At 51.5% G+C, this 12220-nt stretch carries 11 protein-coding genes; 1 reads left to right on the top strand and 10 read right to left on the bottom strand.

What is annotated here, in order from left to right; genetic code table 11:
* Nucleotides 1–22: 22 nt before the first annotated feature.
* Nucleotides 23–1606: a peptide chain release factor 3 gene (locus P2W84_RS16485; protein ID WP_276091256.1), complete on the top strand. Its 1584-nt coding sequence runs from the start codon at nucleotides 23–25 to the stop codon at nucleotides 1604–1606.
* On the opposite strand, the gene argH is transcribed toward P2W84_RS16485, so the two are convergent.
* From argH to P2W84_RS16535, 10 genes are all read right to left on the bottom strand, one after another.
* Nucleotides 1603–2934, bottom strand: coding sequence for an argininosuccinate lyase (gene argH, locus P2W84_RS16490; protein ID WP_276091257.1), 1332 nt, complete (start codon nucleotides 2932–2934; stop codon nucleotides 1603–1605). The genes P2W84_RS16485 and argH overlap by 4 nt on opposite strands.
* 22 nt (nucleotides 2935–2956) lie before the next feature.
* On the bottom strand, nucleotides 2957–4315 hold the full coding sequence (locus tag P2W84_RS16495; RefSeq protein ID WP_276091258.1) for a hypothetical protein: 1359 nt from the start codon (nucleotides 4313–4315) through the stop codon (nucleotides 2957–2959).
* Between the two features lie 6 nt (nucleotides 4316–4321).
* Nucleotides 4322–5386, bottom strand: a complete 1065-nt coding sequence (locus tag P2W84_RS16500) for a M20 family metallo-hydrolase (RefSeq protein WP_276091259.1) — start codon at nucleotides 5384–5386, stop codon at nucleotides 4322–4324.
* Nucleotides 5387–5421: 35 nt separating this feature from the next.
* Entirely contained in the window at nucleotides 5422–6246 is an 825-nt protein-coding gene (gene proC / locus P2W84_RS16505; protein WP_276091260.1) for a pyrroline-5-carboxylate reductase, read from the bottom strand.
* A gap of 18 nt (nucleotides 6247–6264) precedes the next feature.
* On the bottom strand, nucleotides 6265–7053 hold the full coding sequence (gene argB, locus P2W84_RS16510; protein WP_276091261.1) for an acetylglutamate kinase: 789 nt from the start codon (nucleotides 7051–7053) through the stop codon (nucleotides 6265–6267).
* Nucleotides 7054–7080: 27 nt separating this feature from the next.
* Entirely contained in the window at nucleotides 7081–8046 is a 966-nt protein-coding gene (locus P2W84_RS16515) for an acetylornithine carbamoyltransferase (RefSeq protein ID WP_276091262.1), read from the bottom strand.
* Entirely contained in the window at nucleotides 8043–9176 is a 1134-nt protein-coding gene (locus tag P2W84_RS16520; protein ID WP_276091263.1) for an aminotransferase class III-fold pyridoxal phosphate-dependent enzyme, read from the bottom strand. Before P2W84_RS16520 ends, P2W84_RS16515 begins: the two co-directional genes overlap by 4 nt.
* Before the next feature lie 144 nt (nucleotides 9177–9320).
* Nucleotides 9321–10292: an N-acetyl-gamma-glutamyl-phosphate reductase gene (gene argC / locus P2W84_RS16525; RefSeq protein ID WP_276091264.1), complete on the bottom strand. Its 972-nt coding sequence runs from the start codon at nucleotides 10290–10292 to the stop codon at nucleotides 9321–9323.
* On the bottom strand, nucleotides 10282–11475 hold the full coding sequence (gene argG / locus P2W84_RS16530) for an argininosuccinate synthase (protein WP_276091265.1): 1194 nt from the start codon (nucleotides 11473–11475) through the stop codon (nucleotides 10282–10284). The genes argC and argG overlap by 11 nt, the downstream gene beginning before the upstream one ends.
* Nucleotides 11476–11483: 8 nt before the next feature.
* Nucleotides 11484–12185 (bottom strand): GNAT family N-acetyltransferase, encoded by a 702-nt coding sequence (locus P2W84_RS16535; protein ID WP_276091266.1) that lies wholly within the window; start codon nucleotides 12183–12185, stop codon nucleotides 11484–11486.
* Between the last annotated feature and the right edge of the window lie 35 nt (nucleotides 12186–12220).

Consider the following 12220-nt stretch of genomic DNA (forward strand, 5'->3'; position numbering starts at 1 on the left):
CAGGCGGCATGCCTAACCCTTTATGATTCACCCGGAAATAGAAAAAAGAAAAACGTTCGCCATCATCAGCCACCCCGATGCGGGAAAGACGACACTTACTGAAAAGTTCCTGCTTTTTGGCGGCGCCATCAATACTGCCGGTGCGGTAAAACGCAACAAGGCTAACCAGAGTAATACTTCCGACTTTATGGAGATTGAAAAGCAGCGCGGTATTTCCGTTGCGACCTCAGTAATGGGCTTTGAGTACAGCGGCAAACGGATCAATATTCTGGATACCCCGGGCCACAAGGATTTTGCCGAAGACACGTACCGGACCCTATCGGCGGTAGACAGTGTGATCCTGGTGGTAGACTGCGTAAAGGGAGTAGAGGAACAGACGGAGAAGCTCATGTCCGTGTGCAGGATGCGGAACACGCCGGTGATCATTTTCATCAACAAGATGGACCGCGAGGGCAAGGACGCCTTTGACCTCCTGGACGAAATCGAAAATAAGCTCAATATCAGCCTTTGCCCGCTTTCCTGGCCCATTGGTCAGGGCCATACGTTTAAAGGCGTGTATAGCATTTATAACAGGCACCTGAACCTTTTTGAACCAGACAAGACGAAGATCAGTGAGCCGGTCATCGAAGTGAGCGACCTGGACGACGCCGGACTGACCAGTTTCCTGAAACAACAGGAACTGGATACCCTGAAAGGCGACCTCGAACTGGTACATGGCGTATATGGCGAAATTGACCAGGACCTCTACAAAGAAGGACTGCTGGCGCCTGTTTTCTTTGGCAGCGCGATCAATAACTTTGGCATTAAGGAACTGCTGGACACCTTCATTACCATTGCCCCCAGCCCTAAAAGCAGGGAAGCAGAAGAACGCGAGGTTAAAGTAGACGAAAAGAACTTTTCGGGCTTTGTATTTAAGATCCATGCCAACCTCGATCCCAAGCACCGTGACCGGATCGCCTTTTTGCGCATCTGTTCCGGAAAATTTGAACGCAACAAGTTCTATTACCATACCCGTCAGGACAAGAAACTGAAGTTTTCCAACCCCATGGACTTCATGGCCAATGAAAAGAGCATTGTGGAAGAGGCCTGGCCCGGTGACGTGGTCGGCTTATATGACAGCGGGAACTTTAAGATCGGAGACACGCTGACGGAAGGCGAAAAACTGCAGTTTAAAGGCATCCCCAGTTTCTCGCCGGAGATCTTCAAGGAGCTGGAAAACCGGGACCCGCTGAAGACCAAGCAGCTGGAAAAAGGTATCCAGCAATTGACAGAAGAGGGCGTTGCCCAGCTGTTCATCATGCAGCCTGGTAACCGTAAAGTTGTCGGTGCCGTTGGCGAACTCCAGTTTGAAGTCATTGCCTTCCGGCTGGAACATGAATATGGCGCGAAAGCCGCTTTCCGGATGTTGTCTTACACCCGGTCATCCTGGGTCACCTCAACCGATAAAAAGAAATTGGAAGAATTCCTGAAACGCAAGCAGCAGCACATTGGCCACGATAAGGATGGCAACCCGGTATTCCTTTCAGACAATGAGTTCATGATCAACATGACCATGCGCGATTACCCGGATATCGAGTTCCACAAAACCTCAGAATTTAAGTCTTAGGCCAAAAGGCGCTGTACGGCATTCTGCACCTTTTCAAACCCAAACTGCGACAGCACCTGCGTCATCAGCGCTTCAATAGATTCGTTGCATAAGTTGCCGATGCTGCCTTCATGGGTATGGTTCACATGCGTTTCCGGCTGGAAAGTGCCCTTATCGATCATGGCGCCCACTTCCTTATACGCTTCGCGGAACGGCGTGCCCTTCAATACCAAGTCGTTCACCACCTCCACACTGAAGAGGTAGTCGTATTTATGGTCTTTTAGTATGTCTTCTTTAATGGAAATGTGCTGCAACATGAAAACGGTCATTTCCAGGCATTCGTTCAACGAAGTGATCGCCGGAAAAAGATTTTCCTTCAGCAACTGCAGATCGCGGTGGTAACCGGAAGGCAGGTTTACTGTCATCATGGCGATCTCATTGGGCAGTGCCTGTATTTTATTGCAGCGCGAGCGGATCAGTTCAAAGACATCAGGATTCTTCTTGTGTGGCATGATGCTCGAACCCGTGGTCAGCTCGTCCGGAAAGCTGATAAAGCCAAAGTTCTGGTTGATGAACAAACACACATCCATCGCCATTTTAGCGAGCGTAGCTGCCACAGATGACATCGCCTGCGCAAGGATACGTTCCGTCTTGCCCCTGCCCATCTGTGCATATACCACATTAAAATTGAGGTTTTCAAAGCCAAGCAGCTGTGTCGTCAGGGTGCGGTTCAGCGGAAACGAGGAACCATAACCCGCAGCAGAGCCCAGCGGGTTTTTATTGCAGACCTTCCAGGCCGCCAGCATCAGCTCCATGTCGTCCACCAGGCTTTCCGCATAAGCGCCAAACCAGAGCCCGAATGAGGAAGGCATCGCAATCTGCAGGTGGGTGTAACCTGGCAGCAGTTTGTCTTTATGAGTATTGCTCAGTTCGATCAGTTTGCCAAACAAGACAGAAGTATGGCCAACCACCTCCTCAATGCAGTGCCTGAAATACAGTTTCAGGTCTACCAGCACCTGGTCGTTGCGCGAGCGGCCACTGTGGATCTTCTTGCCCGCGTCTCCGATACGCTGTGTCAGCAACCATTCCACCTGGGAGTGCACGTCTTCCACGCTGTCTTCAATCACGAAATCACCTGATGCAATTTCAGCATAGATCTGTTTCAGTTCCTTTTGCACAGCTGTGAGGTCATCAGCAGTCATCAGGCCGATACTTTCCAGCATCTGCACGTGCGCGAGCGAGCCGAGCACGTCAAATGCCGCCATCTGCAGGTCCAGTTCACGGTCCCTGCCTACAGTAAAAGTTTCAATGTCCTTGTTAACGATGGTATTCTTCTGCCAGATCTTCATGCTGCAAAAATAAAATAAATGGTTATATCTCTAAGATCATCGGATGATCACTTAAAGTGAGTGTTACCGCGTTAGAGTCTCTGACCGTGGTCACCGGAGAAATACTGATGGTCGGGTCAAAGACCTTTATTTCCGGCTGCCCACTGCCAAAAAGAATCTTTACTTCATCTGAACCTGCGACCCTTTCTGACCAGACTACAAGGGCAAACCTGCCACTGGCTTTCTGCAGCAGCAAGTGATGGGCAGTTTCAGGAAGATTGCTGATCACGTAATCCAGTTTTTCCGGTTTCTTTTCCGCTCCGCTGTTGTCCTCCGATAAAATCGTCGTCAGATTGTGCAGATATACCGCCGCCTTTCTGGGGCTGTAATCGGGCTTATAAAATCCGAAGGTCTGGTTGCCTGCCTCGTCAGAACGGTCACGGAGCAGGTAGAGCGCAGTATAGCTCCAGCCCCTTGCAAATTGCGCAAGGTATAGGTTAAGGAACATGCAGGCCTGCTTCTCTTCCGTCAGCGGACCACCAATCGTCGCACCCGTCTCGGTTGTTACTTTAGGCAGCTTGCTCAGGGCATTTTCATCGTAGCCCTTAAACTTTGTCCTCCAGGTCAGGCCATAGTTGCCATACAGGCCGTCCACCTTGCACAGCCGGCCCGGATCGGCAGCATTCCAGGTCTGGTTGTCATAAAGGCCCGGATGTGAGGGATGCATAAAGTAGTTATGGCAGTTCGCATAATCTGCATATCTGGTGCCATCCGGCATGACTGCTCCGGCACCCTTCGGTATCTCCAGGAACTGGAGTCCTGTATTGTCTGTCTGCGCGCCGTTCTCACTGATGCTCCATACCGGGTAACGCTTCAGCAAAGCATCTGCCTTTACCTCAGTATAAAGGTCGCGCTGTAGTTCTGCCACCGGCATCCAGGAATGCTCCTTTCCACCCTCCTTATCTTTATACCTGATGCCCCAGTTGTTGGGTTCGTTCAGTCCCTCAAAGGCAAGCAGTGCCCCCGCAGCAGCGAGTTCGCGTCCACCGTCCAATAAACGATCAAGGTCTGTGCCTCCGCTGAGCAGCCCATAGCTGAATTTCACTCCGGATTGCCTGTTCAGTTCGATCAGGTCGGCCAGGGGAATATTGCCTTCATAACCAGTCCTGATCCATCTGATACCAAGGTACCTGCAAATCTCTGCGGTTTTTTTCAGCGATTCTCCACGCGTGGAGACTGCAGAATTGACGCCGATGCTGTTCAGGAAATCCGCCACGCTCCGTGCGGTTACCGGTTCACCGGCAGGCGATGCAGGGCTTGCCGCATCCAGGGCGATAACGGCCAGCATCCCGGCAACTGCAATTGCCAGAGGTTTCAGGAAGGATTTCAAGACATTTTTCATCATCGGTTATTTTAAAATCACCGGCTCAAGCATCTTGATATAAAGTTCAATGCCCTCGCTGACCTCGTCCACATAGATAAACTCGTCCGCCATGTGTGACCGGCCGGAGTCACCCGGGCCTACCTTTACTGAGGGAATGCTCAGCAAAGCCTGATCGGATGTCGTCGGTGAACCGTAGGTAGTCCGTCCGAGCGCTATGCCCGCCTGCACCAGGGGATGGTTCTTATCGATAGAAGACGGCTTTAACCGGATAGACCTTGGCCTCACCTCACAATCCACATTGGTTCTGATGATTTTCAGCACCTCTTCGTTCGTGTAAGCGTCCGTAACCCGGACATCAACCGTAAACGTGCAAGTTGCCGGCACCACATTGTGCTGGGATCCGGCGTTGATGATCGTCACGGTCATCTTTAGCGGCCCGAACACCTCCGAAACCTTGGAAAACTGGTAATTCCGAAACCACTCAATATCTTTCAGGGCCTTATAGATCGCATTTTCGCCTTCCTCCCGTGCCGCATGTCCGGCCTTTCCGGTAACCGTGCAGTCCAGGACCAGCAGTCCCCGTTCGGCAATCGCCAGGTTCATCTGCGTAGGCTCACCTACGATTGCAAACTCCAGTTCGCCAAGATCGGGCAATACCAGTTCAAGTCCATTGTTCCCGGATATCTCCTCTTCGGCGGTAGTCGCCAGGCAGATGTTATAGTTCAGGTCTTCCCGCTCATAAAAATACAGGAAGGTACCGACCAGCGCCACCAGGCAGCCGCCGGCATCATTGCTGCCCAAGCCATACAATCTGCCGTCTTCAACTGCCGCATCATAAGGGTCGCGCGTATATCCTGAATTGGGCTTCACCGTATCGTGGTGGGAGTTCAGCAGCAAAGTCGGCTTTGCCGCATCAAAATGTTTATTGTAAGCCCATATATTGTTCAGCTTACGGTAAGTCTTAATCCCTCGCTGCTGCAAAAACTGTTCGATCGCATCGGCAGTCTTGTCTTCCTCTTTACTGAAGGACTGGATCCGGATCAGTTGTTTTAGTAATTCAAAGCTATCTTTTTGCAGTTTTTCTATCATAAGTTATGTTTAATTCCCTACTCCTTTCTTGTACACTATTCCTTAGTGTATAAGGCACCGGCTTTCACTGCCGAGAGCTTGATGCCCTTAATGAGCGAGCTGCTGAAGCCATTGTGTTCCATTTCGTTCAGGCCGGCAATGGTACAACCCTTAGGTGAAGTCACCTTGTCGATCTCCTGTTCCGGATGTGAAGCCATCTGCAGCAGCAGGTCGGCAGCTCCCTTAGCCGTCTGAACCGCCATTTTAAGCGCCTCATCTGCATGAAAGCCGATCTCTACCCCCCCTTGTGAAGCCGCCCTGATGGCCCTCAGGAAAAATGCGATCCCGCAGGCACAAAGCGCTGTGGCCGAAGTCATCAGGTCTTCATTGATCGTCACCACCGAACCCACGGTCTCAAACATGCGCACGACTTCCGCAACATTCTCCTTTGAGGCATTATCAGACGCCACGCAGGTCATCGACTGCCCGATGGCGATCGCTGTATTGGGCATCGCCCGCACAACCTGAACATTTTCTCCGAGCTTACTGCGGATGTCGGCACAGCTCACCCCGGAAGCCACAGAAATAAATACCTGTTTACCGTTACCGGTATCCACAGCAGGCCTGATCTGGTCCAGTAAGCCGTTCAATTGCTGGGGCAACACGGCCAGCACAACGATATCTGCCTGCGCAGTTACGGCCGCGTTATCTGTGCCGGTCGCATAACCCTGTTCCGCAAGCGCGGCCAGGCCATGACTGCTCCTACGGGTCAGGCTAATCTGCGCCGGCTGGGCATATCCCGCTTTCACCAGCCCTTTTGCCAGTGAGACACCTATATTTCCGCTTCCCAATATGGCAATACTGCCTTTAAACTGCTCCATATGATTCAATTTACCGGTTTATCTGATCAACCGGGTACCAAAATTCCGTTCTTCTATTTGCGGTAATTCATCCGCCTTGCCAATATACACATCAATTACGCCATTCCTGATGGCTTCGAATGCATTGTGCAGTTTAGGGATCATTCCGCCGGACACCACGCCTTCCGCCTTAAGCCCTTCAAATTCCTCCATCCTGATCAGCGGTACGAGTGAACCGTCATCTTCGAGGTCGCGCATTACACCCCTTTTCTCAAAGCAGTACACCAGAGAAGTTTCATACAAACCCGACATAGCCACGGCCACGGCCGAAGCGATCGTGTCCGCGTTCGTGTTCAGCAGCTGCGAATCCCCGTCATGTGTAATCGCGCAAAGCACAGGCACCAGTCCGGCCGTCAACAGGCTGTCCAGCGTATCCGCAGCAACCGAGTGCGCATCCAGGTCACCCACATAGCCATAATCAATTTCCCGGACCGGGCGCTTTACCGCTTTGATGATATTGCCGTCTGCACCAGTAAGACCTATCGCGTTGCAGCCCTTTGCCTGCAGCTGTGCCACCATATTTTTATTGATCAGCCCTGCGTAGACCATCGTCACCACGCGCAGCGTCTCAATGTCCGTGATCCTGCGGCCTTCTACCATCTTCGCCTCAATGCCCAGTGAAGTGCCCAGTTCCGTGGCAATCTTCCCGCCACCATGGATCAGGATCTTGTCGCCCGCCAGGGCCGTAAAATCCAGCAGAAACTGGTGCAGTTTCTCGGAGCTGTCGATGACATTGCCACCGATCTTGATCACATTTAATCTTTTCATGTTTTCAGGTTAATCAGAGACCGTTAACTATTGAAGTCCCTCCAGCATTTGCTTCAGTACAGCCTGGGCCGCCCAAAGCCGGTTGCCCGCCTCATGGATCACGATCGAATTCGGGCCGTCCAGGATCTCGGAAGACAGCTCCAGGTCACGGCGCACCGGCAGACAATGCATCACCTTCGCGTCATTGGTCACCTTCAGCTTGTCGTTGTTCAGCATCCAGCCTTCGGGGTAAGTCAGCACCTTACCATACTCCTTATAGCTCGACCAGTTTTTTACGTAGATGTAATCTGCATTTATGAGGGCCTCGTCTAAACTGTAAGTGATCTCCGCTCCCGGAGTAAAATCTTCCGATAGCTCATATCCCTTAGGCTGGGCAATGGTAAAGTCAATCATGCCGTCCTGCTGCGCCTTGCACATCCACTCGGCAAAGGAATTAGGTACCGCCTGCGGCAAAGCCTTGATATGCGGCGCCCAGGCAAGGACCACCTTCGGCCTGCGGTCGTCTTTCCAGGTTTCCTTAATGGTAACCAGGTCGGCCAGGCTCTGCAGGGGATGCCGTGTAGCACTTTCTAGGCTCACCACTGGCACCTGGCAATATTTCATAAACTTATTGAAGAAGTCTTCACTGTAATCCTCCTCCCGGTTCACGAGTTTCGGGAAAGAGCGCAGGCCAAGAATGTCACAGTACTGCCCCATCACTGCGGCAGCCTCCCGGATGTGTTCCACGGTCGTCCCGTTCATGACCACTCCGTCCTGTGTTTCCAGTGCCCAGCCCTCTTTGTCCATGTTCATCACCATCACCGTCATGCCCAGGTTCAGCGCAGCCTTCTGCGTGCTCAGCCGGGTACGCAGGCTCGGGTTCAGAAATACCAGTCCCAGGGTTTTATTTTCGCCAAGGTGTTTAAAAGCATAAGGGTTCTCTTTCAGTGCCAGCGCATCTTTCAGCAGCTGACTGATATCTTGCACATCATGTACGGAGGTAAATTGGTTCATCCTTTTAATGCGGTTTTAAATTCATTCAAAAAGTATTCTGCCTGGGCCTTGCTCAGGTTCAGGGCAGGCAGTAATCGGATCACATTCGGTTTCGCCTCCCCTGTAAAGATCCCGTGTTTAAACAGCAGGTCCTTTTTTACGTTCGGCAGCGTTTCAGGAAGCACGATGCCGATCATCAGCCCGCGGCCGCGGACCTCCTGGATGGCTTCAATTTTCTTCAGTTCTTCAATTAGGTAAGTTCCTGTCTCCAACGCGTTTTGCATCAGCCCGTCCTGCTCCATCACTTCCAGCACGGCCAGCGCCGCTGCACAGGCCAGGTGGTTTCCGCCAAAGGTGGTACCCAGCATACCATGCCAGGGTTCGAATTTCGGCGCAATAGAAATACCCGCCACCGGGAAACCATTACCCATACCCTTGGCCATGGTGTAAATGTCGGCCTCAACGCCCGCATAATCATGCGAATAGAAAAGCCCGGTCCTGCCATAGCCGCATTGCACACTGTCGGCAATGTATACCACACCGTACTGGTCACAAAGCGAGCGGATCGTTTTCAAAAAGTCTGCCGAAGCTTCTTTAATACCGCCGACACCCTGGATGCCCTCAATAATCACCGAAGATATCTCGTGGCCATAGTCTGAGAAGGCGTCCTCCAGCGCCTGCACATCGTTGTGCGGCAGGAAGATCACGTTTTCAGTTTCATTCACCGGCGCAATGATCTTCGGGTTGTCCGTTGCCGAAACCGCCAGCGAAGTCCTGCCGTGGAAGGCGCCTTTAAACGCGATCACTTTCTTCCTGTTGTTGTAAAATGAGGCGAGTTTCAGTGCGTTCTCATTGGCCTCGGCCCCGGAATTGCACAGAAACAACTGATAGTCTGTCTTACCGGACACCTGGCCCAGCTTCTCCGCAAGCTGCTGTTGCAGCGGGATGAGCACAGAATTGCTGTAAAAACCCACCTTGTTCAGCTGTTCCGTCAGTCGCTGTACATAATGCGGATGAGTGTGCCCGATAGATATTACCGCATGGCCGCCATAAAGGTCAAGGTACTCCTGGCCTTCAGCATCCCAGACGTGACTGCCCGAAGCCCTGGTGATTTCTATATTGTTGAGTGGATAAACGTCAAATAAGTTCATGGTTTTAAAGTTTTGTGATTAACAGGTTATTGAATCGTCTGGTTAGCGTCATCTCGAACGTAGAGAGAGATCTCTTGTTTAAGCATGTTCAAGGGCTCTCTCTATGACGGATTAACGTCTGAAGACGCCTAAGGCAACGGCAATTTAAAACGCCGTTGCCTTGAGCCGTAAGCCTTCGCTTTCAGGCAAACCGAACATGAGGTTCATGTTCTGCACAGCCTGTCCGCTGGCTCCTTTCAACAAATTGTCAATGATACTGACGATAAATAGCTTACTGCCATGCTTCTCCACATGCACGAGTGCCTTATTGGTATTCACCACCTGTTTCAGGTCGATATTTTTCCTGCTCACGTGTGTAAACACCTGGTCAGCATAGTAGTCTTCATAAATGCGCTGGGCATCTTCAGCACTCAGGTCGCATTCCACATACATGGCCGCAAGGATACCCCTGGTAAAATCACCGCGCTGCGGAATAAAGCTGATCTCCTGGTCAAAACCCGGGTCCAGCTGCAGCAGGCTTTCGCCGATTTCGTTCAGATGCTGGTGTCCGAAGGCCTTATATACCGAAAGGTTATTATTCCTCCAGCTGAAATGTGAAGTCGCTGAAAGGCTCTGCCCTGCACCTGTAGAACCCGTAGTCGCATTGATGTGCACCTCCGAATTCAGCAGGCCTTTAGCCGCCAGCGGCAATAACCCTACCTGGATACAAGTCGCGAAACAGCCAGGGTTGGCAATAAACGAGGCCTGCGTAATCTTTTGTCTGTTCAGCTCTGGCAATCCGTATATCCATTGATCCCCTGCATTTGCTTTCAGCCTGAAATCCTGGCTCAGGTCAACAATCCTGATACCGGCAGCAACCGGGTTTGCCTCAAGAAACTTCCTGGCATCCCCGTGCCCCACGCAAAGAAAAAGCACATCGATTTCTTGGGAAAGCTCAGAAGTAAACCGCAGATCCGTATCGCCCAGCAGATCGGTATGTACATCTGATACCAGGTTCCCCGCATTGCTGTTGCTGTGCGCAAACGCGATCTCAACAGATGGATGGTTCACCAGCAAACGGAGCATCTCGCCCCCGGTATAACCTGCGCCACCTATAATGCCTGCCTTAATTTTCATGATCATTCACTTTATGCCAGATCATTACCTGGTTGCCAAAAATCTTTGAAAACCCTTTCACGTCTTCTCCTGTCCAGGCATTGTTCATTTCTCCATAGCTGCCGAACTTGCTGCTCATGAGGTCATGCGCAGATTCGATGCCGATCACCTGGAAACGGTGCGGCAGCAGTTCTACAAAGACCTTTCCGCTCACCACCTTTTGCGTATCTGAAAGGAAGGCCTCAATATTGCGCATCACCGGATCGTGGAACTGGCCCTCATGCAGCCAGTTGCCATAGAAAGAAGACAATTGCTCCTTCCAGGAAAGCTGCCACTTGGTCAGCGTATGCTTCTCCAAAGTATGGTGCGCCTTAATGATCACCACAGGTGCCGCTGCCTCAAAGCCTACGCGGCCTTTAATCCCGATAATGGTATCTCCTACATGGATGTCCCTGCCGATCCCGTAGGGCTGTGCAATCGCCTGCAGTTGCTGGATCGCCTTTACCGGACCCAGCTGCTCGCCGTCCAGGGCCACCAGCTCGCCTTTTTCAAAGGTCAGTTCAATCCTGCGCGCAGCAGTTTCGGTCACCTGTGTCGGCCATGCCTCCTCAGGCAGGGTATCGTGCGAAGTCAGGGTTTCCTTTCCGCCTACCGATGTACCCCAAAGACCTTTATTGATAGAATATTTTGCCTTTTCCGCGTTATAATTTACCCCATGTTCCGCCAGGTACTCGATCTCCGCTTCACGTGAGAGCTTCAGGTCTCTGATCGGTGTAATGATCTCTACCTCCGGGATCAGGATATTGAAGATCATGTCAAAACGTACCTGGTCATTACCGGCGCCGGTACTGCCATGGGCTACATAATCTGCTCCGATCTTTTTTACATAATTGGCAATCGCAGTCGCCTGGCTCACGCGCTCGGCGCTTACCGAGAGCGGGTAGGTCGCATTCTTCAGCACATTGCCGAAGACCAGGTATTTAATACAGCTGTCATAGTAGTTGACGGTTTCGTCCACCACCGCATGAGAAGCTACACCCAGGGCATAGGCACGTTTTTCGATCTCCTGCAGTTCCGCCCCGGAAAAACCGCCCGTATTGACGATCACCGAATGCACTTCCAGCCCGCGGTCCTGGGCCAGGTAAATACAGCAGAACGAGGTATCCAGACCTCCGCTAAATGCTAAAACAACTTTCTTCTTCATGATAACAGCTATTTAAATAAAAGGGTAAACATTAACAGCAGGGACTTCAAACCCTTATCCTTCGGTTTTGATTTGATCACCAGCTTAGATTTGATCCGCATGAAACGCTCATAAAGTGACGGATTCCTGTGCAGTTCCTCCGCGAATTTTTTTGCCGCATCGTGCTTTTGTTCCTTCGGATCATACAACATCGCCGTGCACATGCAGTTCTTGCGCTCTTTCATCTTCAGGATCTCGTAATTCACGCAGCTCTGGCAGCCTGCCCAGAATTCCTCATCCTGGGTCAGCTCCGAATAGGTCACTGGTTCATAACCCAGGTCCGAGTTGATCTTCATCACCGCAAGCCCGGTGGTCAGCCCAAAGATCTTCGCCTTAGGGTACAGCTTCCTGGACAGTTCAAATATTTTGTGCTTGATGGCATTTGCCAGACCAGCCTTTCTAAACTTAGGACTCACGATCAGTCCCGAGTTGGCCACGAACTGACCGTGGCTCCAGGTCTCAATATAACAAAACCCGGCCCAGGTTCCATCCTTGTGGAAAGCGATCACTGCCTTCCCCTCGTTCATCTTTCCGGCCACATATTCCGGGGAACGCTTCGCGATACCCGTGCCGCGCGCCTTCGCAGATTCCGCCATTTCTTCGCAGATCTCTTCAGCGAAGACACGATGTTCAGGCAGTGCGACCTGCACTATAAAATCGTTGATATTCATTTAAAATGATAACGAAAAATATACATGTTCTGATT

Source organism: Pedobacter sp. JY14-1 (assembly GCF_029269825.1).
GTDB lineage: Bacteria > Bacteroidota > Bacteroidia > Sphingobacteriales > Sphingobacteriaceae > Pedobacter.

Coding starts and splice junctions, on each gene's coding strand:
- proC (WP_276091260.1), bottom strand. CDS start 6,246: ATGGAGCAGTTTAAAGGCAGTATTGCCATATTGGGAAGCGGAAATATA.
- argC (WP_276091264.1), bottom strand. CDS start 10,292: ATGAAAATTAAGGCAGGCATTATAGGTGGCGCAGGTTATACCGGGGGC.
- argH (WP_276091257.1), bottom strand. CDS start 2,934: ATGAAGATCTGGCAGAAGAATACCATCGTTAACAAGGACATTGAAACT.
- argG (WP_276091265.1), bottom strand. CDS start 11,475: ATGAAGAAGAAAGTTGTTTTAGCATTTAGCGGAGGTCTGGATACCTCG.
- P2W84_RS16535 (WP_276091266.1), bottom strand. CDS start 12,185: ATGAATATCAACGATTTTATAGTGCAGGTCGCACTGCCTGAACATCGT.
- P2W84_RS16485 (WP_276091256.1), top strand. CDS start 23: ATGATTCACCCGGAAATAGAAAAAAGAAAAACGTTCGCCATCATCAGC.
- argB (WP_276091261.1), bottom strand. CDS start 7,053: ATGAAAAGATTAAATGTGATCAAGATCGGTGGCAATGTCATCGACAGC.
- P2W84_RS16515 (WP_276091262.1), bottom strand. CDS start 8,046: ATGAACCAATTTACCTCCGTACATGATGTGCAAGATATCAGTCAGCTG.
- P2W84_RS16500 (WP_276091259.1), bottom strand. CDS start 5,386: ATGATAGAAAAACTGCAAAAAGATAGCTTTGAATTACTAAAACAACTG.
- P2W84_RS16495 (WP_276091258.1), bottom strand. CDS start 4,315: ATGAAAAATGTCTTGAAATCCTTCCTGAAACCTCTGGCAATTGCAGTT.
- P2W84_RS16520 (WP_276091263.1), bottom strand. CDS start 9,176: ATGAACTTATTTGACGTTTATCCACTCAACAATATAGAAATCACCAGG.